A 16,234-nucleotide genomic window follows, 5' to 3' on the forward strand; every position below is an offset into this window, starting at 1 on the left:
GCTGTCGACGGGATCGAGCCAGGCTAGACGTTCAGGCACATCGCCGGCAGATCGCCATACAACGCCATCAACGCACTGGCAACGCCGTTGGTCCAGCCGAACCCGTCCTGCAGCGGATACTCGCCGCCTCCGCCACCCCTGGCACGCTCGCCGGTGGCCTCGATCCGGTATTTCTCCACCAGCTTGCATTCCCGGGCATAGACACCGGCGATCGTGGCGAGCCAGCGCTGCGCGATGTCGCGCGCCAGGCCTTCATGGCCGTAGCGCGTCAGTCCGCGCACCGCGAGCCATTGCAATGGCGCCCAGCCGTTGGGATGGTCCCACTGCTGGCCGGAGGTGAGTTCGGTGGTGGCCAGTCCTCCTGAATCCATCAGGCGTGCGGCCACAGCACTGGCAACGCCGCCGGCTTCTTCCGTCCGTGCAAGGCCGAGGTATAGCGGCATCATCGTCGCCGCTGTCAGGCATGGCCGCTGCGATCCGCAGCACCAGTCGTAGTCGACGAAGATGCCGGCTGCGTCGTCCCACATGTATTGGCGGATGGCGGCTTCGCGCCGGCGCGCGGCGGCAAGGAAGCGGTCGGCATCGGCATCGCCGGCCTGGTCGCACAATTCGGCCAGGCGCGTTTCTAGGTGCCACAACAACGCGTTGAGGTCGACCGGCAGGACCGCTGTAGTGCGAATAGTGGCGAGATCGGCGGGTTGCCCCGCAAGCGGCAGCTCGAGCCAGCGGGAGCTGAAATCCCAGCCCGATTCGGCGGCGGCGCGCAGGTCGCGAAACACCAGGTGGTGCGGCCGGCCGCTGCGCTCGGCGGTCTGCACGTCTTCCAGGAAAGCTTCCTCGCGCGGGCAAGGCCGGTCGTCCCAGTAGCGGTTAAGCACGGCGCCGTCGGGCAGGCACAGCGCGCGCCGGTGCGCGCAGCCCGGACGCAGGGCCTGGGCGCCGTCCATCCAGAAGTCGTACTCGCGCCGAAGCTGCGGCACGAAGTCGCGCGCGCTGGCGACCTGTTCGCGCTCGAGCAGGTCGACCATCAGCGCGAATACGGGCGGCTGCGAGCGGCTCAGATAATAGTTGCGCGTACCGTTTGGCACCAGCCCGTAGGTGTCGATCAGGTAGGCGAAATTGCGCGCCATTTCCAGCAGCAGGTCGCCGCGCCCGCTTGCCGACAGCCCCACCATGGTGAAATAGGAATCCCAGTAGTACAGCTCGCCGAAGCGCCCGCCAGGCACCACGTAGCGATGCGGCAGCGGCAGCAGCGACGACAGCGGCGGATGCGCGCCCGGCTCGCGCGTCAGCACCGGCCACAGGCCGTCGATATGTTCGCGCAGCGTATTGGCGGGATCGGAGACATAGTGGCTGTCCGGCACGATCGCGCGGGTGAAGTGGGCCTGCACGAAGTCGGCCAGGCAGAAGCCAGGCTCGACGCGTGTCTGGCGATAGCGCGCGACGATCCACTCGGGGTCGCAGCCGGGAATGCAATCAGGAAAGGTCTTGCTGTCGGCGAACAGGCCGCTGTGCTGGACATCGACGAACAGTTCGCCGTAGCGCACCGCCGGCGACAGCGTGTCGGCCTGCGGACAGCTCGCCAGGGCATGTGGCTGCGGGCATTCGCGATGCGCGGCCAGCGGCGGATGAGCCACCGCGTGGACCTTGGCCGGCGCGGCGACGGCGCCGGAGACCGCCCCGGCGCCATCGGGCGTGGCCGGGTCAGTGCGCGGCACCGTGTAGGCGCCCGCGCTTGCGGCGCGGCGGTCGTCATTGTTGTGCATAGGTCCAGTGCAGGCTGCCGGTCACTGACGTATTCATGACGGCCGAAGCCTTGGCGCCTTCTCGCGTTGATGCCGGCATCCTGTACGCCGCCGGCGCATGATGGCAGGAGCGGCCAGGCGCAGCGAAGTTCGCCCGTCAAGGTGTGGATTCAGTGTAGTGCGGCGAGGTCGGCAACTGCGTCTTCCGGTGCCTGCACGACATGGCACGGCAGACAGATCCGCGCCGCGAGGCCATGCGGTGCAGCATTGTGCGCGGTGACGGCACCGCCATGCGCGGCGATCGCCGCCTGCGCGATGCTCAACCCCAGTCCCGCGCCAGCCGGATGCCCGGCGCCGCTGCGTACGCGGAAAAAGGGCTCGAACAGGCTCGGCAGTGCATCGTCAGGCACGCCGCGGCAGCCGTTGAACCACTCCACCGCGGCGGTCAGCGCCATGCCGATGCCGACGATGGCAGCCACGCCCAGCCAGAACGTCAGAAAATTGCGCCAGAACAGCGGCAGCGGGAACAGCGCACGCACGCGGCGCCACGGAGTCATGGCGACTGCACCAGCATGTAGCCGCGGCCGCGCAGGTTGCGGATCAGCAGCGGCGGGGCCGTGCCGTCGGTCGCCAGCTTGCGCCTCAGTGCGCTGATATGGGTGTCGATGCTGCGGTCGAAGCGCTCGGGCGCGCGGCCCAGCGCAAACTGGCCAATCTCTGCGCGCTCGACCACGCGGCCCGCGGAGCGCAGCAGGATTTCGAGCACGCGCTGCTCTGCTCCGGTCAGCATCGCCTGGATGTTGCCGTGCATGGCAACGCCCGTAGCCAGATTCAGACGCAGCGTGCCGGCCTGCAGCCAGGTGTCCTGCTCCGGCTGCGCAGCCTCCACGCCCGTGCGGAAACGGCGCAGCACGGCGTGGATGCGCGCCTTCAGCTCGCGCGGGCTGAACGGCTTGCTTAGGTAGTCGTCGGCGCCGAGCTCCAGGCCCAGCACGCGGTCGGTTTCATCGCCATGCGCGGTGAACATGATCACCGGCCGCTGCGAGCGGCTGCGGTGCTGCCTGAGCAGGTCCAGCCCGTTGCCGTCCGGCAGCATCAGGTCGAGCAGCGCCACGTCATGGTCGTTGCGCGCGAGCAGGACTTCGCCCTGCTCGCGGGTGTGCGCCAGCGTGACCGTGCAGTGATCGGGTTCGAGGTATTCGCGCAGCATCTGCGCAAGCTCGATGTCGTCGTCGATCAGCAGCACGCGCGCGGCGCCCATGTTGAAGCACATCTGCATCCAGCCTTCCCGGTGACGGCGTTTGATGCTGCCGCGCGCCCGGGTTCCGTCAAGAAACGTCAAGAAAACAAAACCTATCCAAAGTGACTGGTAAGCACTTTATATCGCGAATTCTAATATGAGAATGATTGTTATTCACATTGTACGGGGAAAATAATGAAGGACAGGCAAGCCATGGGGCACACCGTGGCGGCAAACACGGCGGCAGGTACGTCGGCAGGTTCGACGGCAATGAGCGCAGGATCGTGGGGCCGGATCGTGGCGGCGCTTTGCGCGGCTTCCGGCATGACGGGAATGACAGGAGCCTGGGCGCAGTCAGGCCAGCCGGACGCCGAAGTGAAGAACCTGCCCACGGTGGTGGTCACCGCCGCCGGCAGCGCGCAGGACATCCGCGACGCACCCGCGTCGATCAGCGTGGTCACGCGCAATGAGCTTGAAAACAAGGCCTATCGCGACCTCAACGACGCGCTCGTGGAAGTGCCCGGCGTCATCATCAGCGGCGGCGGCGACACCACCGACATCAGCCTGCGCGGCATGGGTCCCAAGTACACCCAGATCCTGATCGACGGCAAGCGCCAGAGCTCGCGCGAGACGCGCACCAACTCCGACTCGTCCGGGGTTGAAAGCAGCTGGACGCCACCGCTGTCGGCGATCGAACGCGTCGAGGTGGTGCGCGGGCCGATGTCGTCGCTGTATGGCTCGGATGCCATGGGCGGCGTGGTCAACATCATCACGCGCAAGGTACCCAGGACATGGACCGGCGAACTGCGCGGCGACGCCACGCTGCAGCAGAACAGCGACTCCGGCGACATCTACCAGGGCAATTTCTACCTCGCCGGCCCGCTCAAGAACGACCTGCTCGGCCTGCAACTGTACGGCCAGAGCTACCATCGCCAGGAAGACGATATTGACAACGGCTTTCGCGGCCGCCGCGCCGAGAGCCTGACCGCCAAGCTGGCGCTCACGCCCACGCGCGACCACGACATCGTGCTGGAAGCCACCACCATGCGCCAGCTGCGCAACGAGACCGTCGGCAAGACCGTGCCGCCGCTCGCGCCCGGCGCCAGCTGTCCGCGCACCGGCTGCCCGACCTCGTCCGAGGCCGACTACCGCAGCGAGAAGTTCGCGCTGTCGCATACCGGCCGCTGGGGCTTCGGCGTCTCCAACAGCTATATCCAGCAGGAGGAGTTCGACAACCGCAGCCGCCAGATGAAGATCAGGAACCTGGACCTGCGCACCAGCTGGGCCATGCCGCTGGGCAACCACATGCTGTCGGTCGGCGCCGAGTACCTGAGCCAGCGCCTGCACGACCAGACCGGCAACCAGATCGCCAACGGCCCGGAAAAGGTTGACCGCTACCAGTGGGCGCTTTTCGCCGAGGACGAATGGCGCCTGTCGCAAAGCTTCGCGCTGACCGGCGGCGCGCGCATGGACTATGACGAGAACTTCGGCCAGCACTACAGCCCGCGCCTGTACGGCGTGTGGCAGCCGGCCGAGCGCTGGACCGTCAAGGGCGGCGTTTCCACCGGCTTCCGCGCGCCGGACCTGCGCCAGACCGTGGCCGGCTGGGGCCAGACCAGCCGCGGCGGCAATATGTATGGCAATCCGGACCTGAAGCCCGAGACCATGCTGTCGCAGGAACTCGGCCTGCTGTATGACCAGGGCAATGGCCTGCAGGCCGGCGTGACACTGTTCAACAATGACTTCAAGGACAAGATCACGCGCGTCGCCTGCCCGAACACGCAGTGCACCGATGGCGCGAACCGGTTCGGCGCCAACCCGACCACGTACATGAACGTGGACAGCGCCTACTCGCGCGGCGTGGAAGCCAGCCTGCGCTGGCCGATCGCGCGCACCCTGTCGCTGACCGGCAGCTACACGTACACCAAGTCGGAACAGAAGAGCGGACAGTACGCCGGCCAGCCGCTGAACCAGCTGCCGATGCACCTGTTCGTCGCCACGCTGAACTGGCGCCCGACCGGGAAGCTCAACGGCTGGGCGCGCGTCAACTATCGCGGCAAGGAAAGCCAGCCGATCACCGGGCCGTCGTCCAGCACCGTGGTGGCGCCGTCGTACACGTTCGTCGACCTTGGGGCGACTTACGCGGTGACCAAGCACGTGTCGGTGTTCGCCGGCATCTACAACCTTTTCGACAAGCAGGTGAACTACACCGATTACGGCTATGTCGAGGATGGCCGGCGCTACTGGATGAGCGTATCGGTCAAGTTCTGATCTTTCGGCTTGTCAACGGCCCGGTGGTCCTGTTGCAGGATCCCGGGCGTTGCTGTGCATTCAACCAGGGACTCTGATGGTCAGGCAAGTGGCTGAGGCGTTTGGGAAGAAGCCTTAGCAGCTACGGCGCGCCACAGGGCTCTGTCATACACGTATTCGCGTTCGTGCGTGACCCGGATGGAAGGCCATTGCCTGAGGGGCGCCACGTTATCTACAGACTGACTCCGCGCCCTTGGCTGTTCCAATAGCCTGCAAGCACCTTCCCGAGGCCGGCTCCCAACGCCGGTCCTCCAACTGCCCTCACACCTCCTTCTCCCCATGCCTGACCGGCAACGCCGGCGCCGCCTCCTGCCTCCCCAGCTGCATGAAGATCCACGCCGACGCACAAGTGATCAGCCCCATGCAGACAAAGGTGGCATGAAACGCCGGCAACACCGCGGCCGTGTCCCCGCCAAACCGATTCTGGAACGTCGCCAGCAACGCGCCCGCCGACGTCACCGCCAGGCTCATCGACAGCATCTGCACCATCGACAGCATGCTGTTGCCGCTGCTGGCGCCGGCGCCGCTCAGGTCCTTGAGCGTCACGGTATTCATCGCCGTGAACTGGATCGAATTGACCATGCCGAACACGGCCAGCAAGGGGATCAGCAGCCATAGCGGCAGTTGCGGCGTGATCAGCGCGAAGGCGGCCATCACCAGGCCGACCACGAAAGTATTGGAGACCAGCACGCGGCGATAGCCGTGGCGCTGGATCAGCCGCGTGGCGAGCCGCTTGGAGGCCATGCCGGCGGCGGTGACGGGCAGCATCATCAGGCCGGCGTCGAAAGGGGAATAGCCCAGGCTGACCTGAAGCGTCAGGGGGATCAGGAACGGCATCGAGCCATTGCCGATGCGGGCGAACAGGTTGCCCAGCAGGCCGACGCTGAAGCTGTGGATGCGGAACAGGCGCAGCGGGAACAGCGGCTGCTTGCGGCGGTTGGCATGCAGGCCGTAGGCGGTCAGCGCGGCCATGCTGGCGATCAGCAGCAACAGCACGGTGGCGTGCTGGAAGCCGAGGCCGGCCAGGCCGTCGAGGGAAAATGACAGCGCCAGCATGGCGATGGCCAGCAGCAGGTAGCCAGCGATGTCGAAGCGGCCGATGCCGGACAGCTTTGCGTTCGGCATATACCGGATCGTGGCGATGGCGCCGAGCAGGCCGACGGGCACGTTGATCAGGAAGATCCAGTGCCACGACAGCGCCTGCGTCAGCCAGCCGCCCAGCGTGGGGCCGATCAGCGGACCGATCATGCCCGGGATGGCAACGAAGCTCAGCGCCTGCAGGTACTGTTCGCGCGGGAAGGTGCGCAGCACCGAGAGCCGTCCGACCGGCAGCAGCATGGCGCCCCCCACGCCCTGTACCACGCGTGCGCCGACCAGGAAGTTGAGCGTGGGCGCGTACGCGCACAGCAGCGAGCCGGCCACGAACAGGCAGATCGCGGTCTGGAAGATGGTGCGCGTGCCGAAGCGGTCGGCGAGCCAGCCCGAGGCCGGGATGATCACCGCCATGGTCAGCGAGTAGGCGATCACCACGGACTGCATCCGCAGCGGGCTCTCGCCGAGGCTGCGCGCCATCGACGGCAAGGCGGTGTTGACGATGGTCGAGTCCAGCGTCTGCATGAAGAAGCCGACCGCCACGACCCACAGCATGATGCGGCGGGTACGGTCGTCCGGCGACGGCACGACGGGAAGGTCTGGCATGGGCGCGGTCATTACGCAAACTCCGGTCTGGCGCGCGCTGCCGCCGGCAATGACTGGTTGGGCATGCAGGCGGACGCAGCCAAAGCCAACACCTTAAAGGGCAATGGCGCAACAGGCAATCAACAGGCAATCAACAGGCAGTCAACGAAACCGGGGCACGACCGCCCGACGCGTGCCGAGCCTACAAGGCCGCGCGCAGCCCGATGAAGAAGCGCCGGCCCGGTGCCGGCTCGAAGTAACGCCCGTTGGCCTCATTGACGATCACCGAGCCGATATAGCGCCGGTCGGTCACGTTGTCGATGCGGCCGAACAGGTAGGCGCGAGTCGGGCCGATGCGGAACTCATAGCCCGCGCGCAGGTTGAAGACCGCGTAGCCGGGCGCGGCCTGCGTGTTGAGATCGTCGGCATAGACGCGGCTGTCGACGCGCATCTCGGCGCCGAGCGTGAGCGGCGCCAGCGGCCGCCAGGCCACCTCTGCGCTGAGGCTGTGGCGCGCGGTGCCGGGCAGCCGGTTGCCCGCGGCCACGGTCTGGCCCTGCGCGTTGACGAAGGCATCGCCGAAATAGGCATCGAGCCAGGTATAGGCCAGCCCGGCCTCGACGCGGCTGCCGCCGCCCTGCCCCGGCGTGCCGACCTGCCCCGGCGTGCCGACCTGCCCCAGGAAGCCGCCGCGCCAGCCCAGCTCGAAGCCGCGCCGGCGCACGCCGTTGACGTTCTGGTAGATGGTGCGGCCCGCGTTGTTCGATTGCGGCACCACTTCGTCGTGGCTGTCGGCATCGAACAGCGCGGCCTCCAGCCGCTGCCCGTCAGCCTGCCACTTGATGCCGATCTCGCCCTGGCGGCTGGTCGAGGCGCGCAGGCCAAGGTTGCTGCCGACCCCGCCGGGGCCATAGGCGATCTCGGTCAGCGTCGGCGTCTCGAAACCGCGCCCGAGGTTGGCGTAGACGTTCAGGGTATCGAGCGCATGCCACACCAGTCCCAGCACCGGGCTGACGTTGCTGTAGGTGGCGGTGCCGCTGTCGTCAGGGCTGGCCGCGGTGATGAACTGGTCGTCGATGCCGAGCCGCACGCGGCTGGCACGCACGCCGCCGACCACCTGCCAGGCGGGGTGGAAGGTCCAGTCGACCTGCGCGAAGGCGCCCAGGTCGGTCGCGGTATTGGTCTCGTCGCGCCGCAGCGCGCCCTGGCTGCCATCCTGGTTGACATAGCCGTTGCGGCCGTCGCGCATGCCGTTGGCTTCCACCCCGGCAGTCCACAGCAGCGGCAGGCCGTTGGCGGTAGTGCGCCGGCTCCAGGACAGCGCACCGCCGCCAAAGATGCGATCCAGGTCGACGATGCCGCCGGACGACGTCGGCGCGGCGCCGCTGAAGCCGAGCCGCTGGTACAGGTTGCGGGTGCCGCCGTAGAGACGCCCGGAGAGGCTGTCGAGGTCGGTCAGCTGGTGCTCCGCCACCACGCCCGCCTGCGCCTGCTCGACGTTCTTGCCGGTGTCAAACTGGGTCGCCGCCGGCACCGCCTGGCGCGGGTTGGCATCGGCCTGCGCGCGCGTCAGCCCGAGCGGATCCTGCGCCAGCGGCTGGTTGAAGTAGTTGAACTGGCCGGTCACGCGCGTGCCGCTGGCCGGCTGCGCCACCACGCGTGCATTGAGCTGGTAGCGGCGCGCCGCCGAATGGTCGCGGTAGCCGTCGGTCTGGTAGGTCCAGGCATCGAGCGAGCCGCCCAGGCGCTCGTTGCCGCCGGCCAGCGCCACCCCGGCCTGCCACTGTCCGTCCGAGCCGAAGCCGGTCGACGCGCGCGCGGTAAAGCCGTCCTTGGGCGGGTCGGGCGTAAACACCTGCACCACGCCGCCCGAGGCATTGCCGTACATCTGCGCAAACGGGCCGCGCAGCACCTCGACCCGGCCGGCGTTGGGCAGGTCGGCGGTGGAGGCCTGGCCCTGCCCGTCCGGCATGGTCGCGGGGATGCCGTCGACATAGAGCCGAACGCCGCGCACGCCGAATGTGGAACGCGTGCCGAAGCCGCGCACCGCCAGTTGCAGGTCCTGCGAATAGTTCTGCCGGTCGCGCACGGCCACGCCCGGCACACCCGCCAGCACTTCGGACAGATTGACCAGCGGCGTGGCGCTGCGCAGCGGATCGACCGGCACGCTGTCTACCGCGGCGGGCGCGTCGAAGCGGCGCTGCTCGCTGCGGGTGGCGGTGACCACGATGTCGGAGAGGGTTTCGCCGGTGGCGGCGGCCACCGCGCTGTCCGGCGGATCTGCGGCGCGCACGCCGGCGCATGTGAGCAGCAAGGCTGCCAGCGCCAATGCCCTGGGCACCAGCACGCGGAGGCAGGGACGGCGCTGATGCAAGACCGACGAAGGCTGCGTGCCGCCTGGTCTCATGATGGTCGGGGGCGTGGGCCACAAGTGGTGGTGCCGCAACTTTATCGCGTCCCGGGGCGCTTTTCCATGGCCGCCGCTGCGGGGAAAACCCGGGATAGCGCTGCGTGGACGATCGTCCAGCGCGGCACGATCGAAACTTCAAAATATTTCAATAATTTGTTTAATGAATGGCCTCACGCAGGGGTAACCGCGTGCCTAAACTCTCTTCACCGGCCGACACAACGCGCGATACTAAAAGGCAGACACGCCACAGCGCAGCGCAGCAAACGGTCATTCAGATTTTTAAAATCAAGGGACTAGACACCATGCATACCCAACCTACCCGCGTCGCCATCGTCTACCACAGCGGCTACGGCCACACCGCCAAGCAGGCCCAGGCCGTCGCCCGCGGCGCCGGCAGCGTGGCGGGTGCCGAAAGCCTGCTGATTCCGGTGGAAGACATCGACCAGCACTGGGACACGCTGGAGCAGGTCGACGCCATCATCTTCGGTGCGCCGACCTACATGGGCAGCGCCTCGGCGCAGTTCAAGGGCTTCATGGACGCCACCTCGCGCAACGTCTTCGCCAAGGGCGGCAAGTGGGCCAACAAGGTGGCGGCCGGCTTCACCAACGCCGCCTCGCGTTCGGGCGACAAGCTGGCAACGCTGCAGCAGATCGCCATTTTCGCGGCACAGCACGGCATGCACTGGGTCAACCTGGGCCTGCCCCCGGGCCACAACAACTCCAAGTCGACCGAGGACTCGCTGAACCGCCATGGCTTCTTCCTCGGCGCCGCCGCGCAGTCCAACGCCGATGAAAGCGCCGACGTGGTGCCGCCGCTGGCGGACCTGCGCACCGCCGAGCACCTCGGTGCGCGCGTCGCTGAAGTGGCGCAACAACTGGTGGCAGGCCGGCGCGCGCTGGCGGAACTGAAGCAGGCCGCCTGACCCCTCACCACGCCTCGCGCGTGAACTGCCTGCCGGCCCTTCGGGGCCGGTTTGCGTTTTGGGAGACGTGCGTTGCACCGCAGCGGGAATGCCCCGCCCGGAAATATGGCTTTGCGCGCGCGCAAGCGCTGCCCCAGCCAGCCAGGCGCCGGTTATGTCGGTTGACAGCCGTCAACCTAGACGCAGAACACATGACTCCGGCAGCTCATGACCACTATATGTAGTGCTAACCTGCGCGTCACACACTACATAAAGGGGTAAACATGCGCGACGCACAGCAAGCCGGCACGCTGCCGCCGGCCCAGCCCGGCGGCCAGGTCGACGTGGCCAGCGCCATGGAGGAATACCTGGCCCAGCGCGACTGGCGCGTGCGCGCCAACGCCAACCAGGGCTACAGCCTGGGCGGGCTGATCCTCAACGTCGCCGGCAAGGTCACGGCCAACTACTGGCTGTCGCATATCTTCAGCCCGGAATCCGGGCAGGCGCACCGCGACGGCGACCTGCATATCCATGACCTCGACATGCTGTCCGGCTACTGCGCCGGCTGGTCGCTGCGCCAGTTGCTGGCGGAAGGCTTCAACGGCGTGCCGGGCAAGGTCGAGGCCAACCCGCCCAGGCATATGTCGGCCGCCGTCGGCCAGATCGTCAACTTCCTCGGCACGCTGCAGAACGAGTGGGCCGGCGCGCAGGCATTTTCCAGCTTCGATACCTACATGGCGCCGTTCGTGCGGCACGACCGCATGGACTACCGCGCGGTACGCCAGGCGATGCAGGAGCTTGTATTCAACCTGAACGTGCCAAGCCGCTGGGGCACGCAGACGCCGTTCACCAACCTCACCTTCGACTGGACCTGCCCGCAGGACCTGGCCGGCCAGGTGCCGTATATCGCCGGCGAGGAAATGCCGTTCACCTACGGCGACCTGCAGCCGGAGATGGACATGATCAACCGCGCCTACATCGAGGTGATGATGCAGGGCGATGCGCGCGGGCGCGCCTTCACTTTCCCGATCCCCACCTACAACATCACGCCGGACTTCGACTGGGACCATGCCAATGCCGAGCCGCTGTTCGAGATGACGGCGCGCTACGGGCTGCCCTACTTCCAGAATTTCATCAATTCCGACCTGGAGCCGCATATGGTCCGCTCCATGTGCTGCCGCCTGCAGCTGGACCTGCGCGAACTGCTCAAGCGCGGCAACGGCCTGTTCGGCTCGGCCGAGCAGACCGGCTCGGTCGGCGTGGTCACCGTCAACTGCGCGCGCCTGGGCTACCTGCACGCGGGCGACGAGGCCGGGCTGACGGCAGCACTGGACCGCCTGCTGGCGCTGGGCCGAGACGTGCTCGAAGACAAGCGCCGCGTGGTGCAGCACTACATCGACGCGGGGCTGTATCCCTATACGCGCCGCTACCTCGGCACGCTGCGCAACCACTTCAGCACGCTCGGCGTCAACGGCATCAACGAGATGATCCGGAATTTCTCCGGCGACGCCGACGACATCACGACGCCGGGCGGGCATGCCATGGCATTGCGGCTGCTCGATCATGTGCGCGCGCGCATCGGCGAGTTCCAGGAGGCGACCGGCCACCTTTACAACCTGGAGGCAACGCCGGCCGAAGGCACCACCTACCGCTTTGCGCGTGAAGACCGCAAGCGCTGGCCCGACATCCTGCAGGCCGGCACCGCCGAGCAGCCCTACTACACCAATTCCAGCCAGTTGCCGGCCGGCTATACCGACGATCCGTTCACCGCGCTGTCGATGCAGGAGGCGCTGCAAGGCAAGTACACCGGCGGCACCGTGCTGCACCTGTACATGAACGAAGCCCTGTCCAGCGCACAGGCCTGCAAGGCGCTGGTCCGGCGCGCGCTGTCGCGCTTCCGCGTGCCGTACCTCACCGTCACGCCCACGTTCTCGATCTGCCCGAAGCACGGCTACCTGAGCGGGCGCCACGAGTTCTGTCCCCGGTGCGATGCCGAGTTGCTGGCACGCACCCCAGCCGCGGCGAGCGCGCCGCAAACCCAACCTGAAGAGGAGCTCTCATGAATACCGAATCGCGCCAGCCAGCCACGCCGGCCCTCGATCCCGCCCTGCGTACCCGCTGCGAGGTCTGGACCCGGGTGATGGGCTATCACCGGCCCGTGACGTCCTTCAACACCGGCAAGCAGGGGGAGTTCAATGAGCGGCGTTTCTTCACCGAAAGCGCCTGTCGCTGACAGCCCCTGCCTCACGGCCATACCGGTGCCCGCGCCGGCGGCCACCGCGTCATTGCGGGGCGGGCCGGCGCTCGCCGGCCTGGTGCCATTCTCCAGCGTGGACTGGCCCGGCCAGCTGGCGGCGGTGCTGTTTATCGCCGGCTGCCCGTGGCGCTGCGGCTATTGCCACAACGCCCACCTGCAGCGGCGCCATGCGGCCTATGCCTGGCCTGCAGTGCTGGACTGGCTGAAGACCCGCGCCGGGCTGCTCGACGGCGTAGTGTTTTCCGGCGGCGAGCCGCTCAGCGAAGCGCGCCTGCCGGAGCTGGCCGCGGCGGTGCGCGCGCTCGGTTTCAAGGTGGGGCTACATACCGCCGGCATCTACCCGCGCCGTCTCGCCGCGCTGTTGCCGCTGCTGGACTGGGTCGGGCTGGATATCAAGGCGGACGCCGCCGGCCACGATGCGCTGGTTGGACGGCCCGGCGGCCTGGCGCGCGTGCAGGCCAGCCTGGCGCTGCTGATCGGCGCCGGCGTCCCGTTCGAATGCCGGACAACGTGGGATCCCGCCTGCCTCAGCGAGCCGCGCTTGCTGGCGCTGGCACGCTCGCTGGCCGCGCATGGCGTGCGCCACTATGCCGTGCAGGCCTGCCGGACGGGCACGGCGGCGGTGCCTGGCGCATCGTTGAGCGCGCCGGGGCGCGCGGCGCTGGCGTCGTCGTTTGAGACGTTCTGCTACCGCGAAGGGTGAGCCGTGCTGCCTGGCGGTGCCTTTGGCCCCCGTCCGCAAAAAATTCCCTAAAGTCCCGCCTTCCGCCGTCGATAACAGTAGGTTGAGGCGTCAAGCGTGCGTGCCGGCGAACCGGCACCGGCGAGGCGCCATGACAGCCGACTTGGACAGCGGGGGAACGGAGGAGACATGCAGAACCTGGGGATACGGATGAAGCTCGGCGCGGCGTTCGGCGCCATGTGGGCACTGGCGGCGGTCGGCATCGCGATCGCACTGCCGCGCATGCAGGGCGCCGCCGACGGCAACGCGCGCAACCTGCTGGTGGCGCTTGGCGTGGCCGGATTGGGCGTGGCGGTGGCGGCCACCTGGGCCCTGGCGCGCAGCATCGAGGCGCCGCTGGCCGAAGCGGTCTACATCGCCGAGACAGTGGCCGCCGGCGACCTGAGCCAGGACTTCGAGACCGAGCGCGGCGGCGAATTCGGCCGGCTGCTGGGCGGGCTGGGCGAGATGGAAGACATGCTCACCGACCTGGTGACGCGCATCAAGGCCGCCACCGACTCCATCGGCGCGGCCTCGCACCAGATCGCCGCCGGCAATACCGACCTGTCGCAGCGCACCGAGGAACAGGCCGCCTCGCTGCAGCAGACCGCGGCCAGCATGGGCGAGCTGACGGCGATGGTGCGCCAGAACACCGAACGCGCACGCGCGGCCAACGGCCTCGCGGAAGCCGCATCCGGCATCGCCGAGCGCGGCGGCGAGGTGGTCGGCAACGTGGTCCAGACCATGTCGGCGATCAGCGCCAGTTCGCGCAAGGTCACCGACATCATCGAAGTGATCGAAGGCATTGCCTTCCAGACCAACATCCTCGCGCTGAACGCCGCGGTAGAAGCCGCGCGCGCCGGCGAGCAGGGCCGCGGCTTCGCCGTGGTGGCGGGCGAGGTGCGCACGCTGGCGCAACGCAGCGCCGCGGCGGCCAAGGAGATCAAGCAGCTGATCGACGCCTCGGTGCAGCAGGTGGACAGCGGCTCGGCGCTGGTCGGGCAGGCGGGCGAGACCATGCATGAGATCGTGCAGTCAGTCAGCCGCGTCACGGCGCTGCTGGGCGAGATCACCGTGGCGTCGGAACAGCAGAGCGCGGGGATCGCGCAGGTGAATGAAGCGGTGGCGCAGATGGACAGCGTGACGCAGCAGAACGCCGCACTGGTGGAGCAGGCGGCCAGTGCTTCGAGTGCGCTGGCGGGGCAGGCTACGGAGTTGCAGCAGGTGGTGGGGGAGTTCAAGCTGGAGGCTTGAGCGGGGCTGCGACAACGCATCCCTACCGATGGTTTGCTCCCCTCTCCCACTTCGCGGGAGAGGGGAGCCTTCGCCAGCGGTGGAGGCTTGCGTATTAGCGCGCCGGCGCACCACCGCACTTGATGGCGAGGCAGCGCTCGCGCGCCCACGCCCTACACTGCAGCAACTACCCCCGCCGGCAGCACAGCCCGCACCGCCGCGGCAAAGCGCTCCACGATGTTGTCGATATCCTGCCCGGTGCAGATAAACGGCGGCGCAAACAACACGTGGTCGCCACGCACGCCGTCCACCGTGCCACCCATCGGATAGACCAGCAACCCGTTCCGCATCGCCGCCGACTTCAGGCGCGCATGCGTCTTCAGCGCGGGATCGAGCGTCGCCTTGCTGTCGCGGTCCGCGACAAACTCCACGCCGACAAACAGCCCGCGCCCGCGCACGTCGCCCAGGTTGGGATGCTCGCCCAGCGCTTCGCGCAGCCGCGCACGCAGTTGTTCGCCGCGGGCCAGCACATTGGCCAGCAGCCTGTCTTCGGCAATCGTGCGCTGCACCGCCAGCGCCGCCGCACAGGCGGTGGCATGGCCGATGTAGGTATGGCCGTGCTGGAAGAAGCCGCTGCCGCCGACGATGGCGTCATAGATGCGGCGCGTCGACAGCATCGCCCCGATCGGCTGGTAGCCGGCCCCGAGGCCCTTGGCAATGGTGACGATATCCGGCACCACGCCATCCTCTTCGCACGCGAACAGGTAGCCGGTGCGGCCCATGCCGGACATCACTTCGTCCAGGATCAGCAGCACGCCGTACTTGTCGCACACGGCGCGGATGCGCTTCAGGTAGTCGCCCACCGGCGGCACCGCGCCGGCGGTGGCGCCGACCACCGTCTCGGCGACGAAAGCGGCGACGGTGTCCGGCCCCAGTTCCAGGATCTTCGCTTCGAGCTCGTCGGCGAGCCGCTGTGCGTACTGCGCGTCGGTCTCGCCAGCCTGCTGGTCGCGATAGGCGTAGCACGGCGAGACGTGATGCGCCGGCACCAGCAGCGGCAGGAACGGCTCGCGCCGCCAGGCATTGCCGCCGATCGCCAGCGCGCCGAGCGTGTTGCCGTGGTAGCTCTGACGGCGCGCGATGAAATGGCGGCGGCCCGGCTGGCCCACCTCGACGAAATACTGGCGCGCCAGCTTCAGCGCCGATTCCACGGCTTCGGAGCCGCCCGAGACGAAATACACATGGTCGAGATCTCCGGGCGCGGCTTGCGCCAGCGTTTCGGCCAGCGTTTCCGACACCTCGGTGGTGAAGAACGAGGTATGCGCGTAGGCAATGGTGTCGAGCTGCGACTTGATCGCCTCGATCACACGCGGGTGCGCGTGCCCGAGGCACGATACGGCGGCGCCGCCGGAGGCATCGAGGTAGCGCTTGCCTTCGCTGTCGATCAGTTCGATCCCCTGCCCGGCAACGGCGACGGGCAGTTTCTGACGCGGATTGCGATGGAATACGTGGGTCATGATGGCGTGGTGGTGGCAATGGGCCGGACGCTACGGCTGCGCGGCACGGGCGACACGCATCGTGGCGCGGTGCGAAACAGTATAAGGACTTGGCGGGGATTTGCGCAACATTTGTTGCATTTACGATTGCCCATGCAGTCAAGACGTTTTCACCGAAAAGTACGCCGGCACCACCCGAAAGCCACCCGGTGCGAAACGATTGTTTCACCACAGCGCGTAGCG

The 16,234-nt window shown here is 67.8% G+C and carries 11 protein-coding genes and 1 pseudogene; 6 read left to right on the forward strand and 6 right to left on the reverse strand.

Going from position 1 to position 16,234, the window contains the following annotated elements; translation table 11 throughout:
* Positions 1–23: 23 nt before the first annotated feature.
* From treF to E1J61_RS20385, 3 genes are all read right to left on the reverse strand, one after another.
* Complete coding sequence (gene treF, locus E1J61_RS20375; RefSeq protein WP_133095825.1) at positions 24–1,766, reverse strand: alpha,alpha-trehalase TreF; 1,743 nt, start codon at positions 1,764–1,766, stop codon at positions 24–26.
* Positions 1,767–1,915: 149 nt separating this feature from the next.
* Positions 1,916–2,302 (reverse strand): ATP-binding protein, encoded by a 387-nt coding sequence (locus E1J61_RS38750; RefSeq protein WP_165971508.1) that lies wholly within the window; start codon positions 2,300–2,302, stop codon positions 1,916–1,918.
* Positions 2,299–3,024 (reverse strand): response regulator transcription factor, encoded by a 726-nt coding sequence (locus E1J61_RS20385; protein ID WP_133095826.1) that lies wholly within the window; start codon positions 3,022–3,024, stop codon positions 2,299–2,301. The genes E1J61_RS38750 and E1J61_RS20385 overlap by 4 nt, the downstream gene beginning before the upstream one ends.
* Positions 3,025–3,255: 231 nt before the next feature.
* On the opposite strand from E1J61_RS20385, the gene E1J61_RS20390 reads away from it, so the two are divergent.
* Positions 3,256–5,256, forward strand: a complete 2,001-nt coding sequence (locus E1J61_RS20390; RefSeq protein ID WP_133095827.1) for a ligand-gated channel protein — start codon at positions 3,256–3,258, stop codon at positions 5,254–5,256.
* A 300-nt stretch (positions 5,257–5,556) separates the two neighbouring features.
* Here the strand turns inward: E1J61_RS20390 and mdtD are convergent, their stop codons facing one another.
* Together mdtD and E1J61_RS20400 are read right to left on the reverse strand one after the other, a co-directional pair.
* Positions 5,557–6,993, reverse strand: coding sequence for a multidrug transporter subunit MdtD (mdtD, locus tag E1J61_RS20395; protein WP_133095828.1), 1,437 nt, complete (start codon positions 6,991–6,993; stop codon positions 5,557–5,559).
* A 181-nt stretch (positions 6,994–7,174) separates the two neighbouring features.
* Complete coding sequence (locus E1J61_RS20400) at positions 7,175–9,379, reverse strand: TonB-dependent receptor (protein ID WP_133095829.1); 2,205 nt, start codon at positions 9,377–9,379, stop codon at positions 7,175–7,177.
* A gap of 305 nt (positions 9,380–9,684) precedes the next feature.
* Here E1J61_RS20400 and E1J61_RS20405 point away from each other — a divergent pair, with 305 nt between their 5' ends.
* The 5 genes and pseudogenes from E1J61_RS20405 (at position 9,685) to E1J61_RS20425 (ending at position 14,516) form a co-directional block, all read left to right on the forward strand.
* Positions 9,685–10,305: a flavodoxin family protein gene (locus tag E1J61_RS20405; protein WP_133095830.1), complete on the forward strand. Its 621-nt coding sequence runs from the start codon at positions 9,685–9,687 to the stop codon at positions 10,303–10,305.
* 317 nt (positions 10,306–10,622) lie between these two features.
* Positions 10,623–12,347: pseudogene (locus tag E1J61_RS20410) on the forward strand (ribonucleoside triphosphate reductase); the annotation flags it as partial.
* Positions 12,344–12,517 (forward strand): anaerobic ribonucleoside-triphosphate reductase, encoded by a 174-nt coding sequence (gene nrdD / locus E1J61_RS38655; protein ID WP_116319437.1) that lies wholly within the window; start codon positions 12,344–12,346, stop codon positions 12,515–12,517. The pseudogene E1J61_RS20410 and the gene nrdD, both read left to right, overlap by 4 nt.
* Positions 12,480–13,244 (forward strand): anaerobic ribonucleoside-triphosphate reductase activating protein, encoded by a 765-nt coding sequence (locus E1J61_RS20420; RefSeq protein WP_133095831.1) that lies wholly within the window; start codon positions 12,480–12,482, stop codon positions 13,242–13,244. Before nrdD ends, E1J61_RS20420 begins: the two co-directional genes overlap by 38 nt.
* A 168-nt stretch (positions 13,245–13,412) precedes the next feature.
* Positions 13,413–14,516, forward strand: a complete 1,104-nt coding sequence (locus tag E1J61_RS20425) for a methyl-accepting chemotaxis protein (RefSeq protein WP_133095832.1) — start codon at positions 13,413–13,415, stop codon at positions 14,514–14,516.
* Positions 14,517–14,668: 152 nt separating this feature from the next.
* On the opposite strand, the gene E1J61_RS20430 is transcribed toward E1J61_RS20425, so the two are convergent.
* Positions 14,669–16,012 carry an aspartate aminotransferase family protein gene (locus tag E1J61_RS20430; protein WP_133095833.1) on the reverse strand — a complete coding sequence of 448 codons (1,344 nt, stop codon included), beginning with the start codon at positions 16,010–16,012 and terminating at the stop codon, positions 14,669–14,671.
* Positions 16,013–16,234: the final 222 nt, after the last annotated feature.

The organism is Cupriavidus sp. L7L (assembly GCF_004353535.1).
GTDB classification, from domain to species: Bacteria; Pseudomonadota; Gammaproteobacteria; order Burkholderiales; family Burkholderiaceae; genus Cupriavidus; species Cupriavidus oxalaticus_A.

Excerpts from the sequence above, each read along its gene's own strand:
- treF (WP_133095825.1), bottom strand. The coding sequence starts at position 1,766 with ATGCACAACAATGACGACCGCCGCGCCGCAAGCGCGGGCGCCTACACG.
- E1J61_RS38750 (WP_165971508.1), bottom strand. The coding sequence starts at position 2,302 with ATGACTCCGTGGCGCCGCGTGCGTGCGCTGTTCCCGCTGCCGCTGTTC.
- E1J61_RS20385 (WP_133095826.1), bottom strand. The coding sequence starts at position 3,024 with ATGCAGATGTGCTTCAACATGGGCGCCGCGCGCGTGCTGCTGATCGAC.
- E1J61_RS20390 (WP_133095827.1), top strand. The coding sequence starts at position 3,256 with ATGAGCGCAGGATCGTGGGGCCGGATCGTGGCGGCGCTTTGCGCGGCT.
- mdtD (WP_133095828.1), bottom strand. The coding sequence starts at position 6,993 with ATGCCAGACCTTCCCGTCGTGCCGTCGCCGGACGACCGTACCCGCCGC.
- E1J61_RS20400 (WP_133095829.1), bottom strand. The coding sequence starts at position 9,379 with ATGAGACCAGGCGGCACGCAGCCTTCGTCGGTCTTGCATCAGCGCCGT.
- E1J61_RS20405 (WP_133095830.1), top strand. The coding sequence starts at position 9,685 with ATGCATACCCAACCTACCCGCGTCGCCATCGTCTACCACAGCGGCTAC.
- nrdD (WP_116319437.1), top strand. The coding sequence starts at position 12,344 with ATGAATACCGAATCGCGCCAGCCAGCCACGCCGGCCCTCGATCCCGCC.
- E1J61_RS20420 (WP_133095831.1), top strand. The coding sequence starts at position 12,480 with ATGAGCGGCGTTTCTTCACCGAAAGCGCCTGTCGCTGACAGCCCCTGC.
- E1J61_RS20425 (WP_133095832.1), top strand. The coding sequence starts at position 13,413 with ATGCAGAACCTGGGGATACGGATGAAGCTCGGCGCGGCGTTCGGCGCC.
- E1J61_RS20430 (WP_133095833.1), bottom strand. The coding sequence starts at position 16,012 with ATGACCCACGTATTCCATCGCAATCCGCGTCAGAAACTGCCCGTCGCC.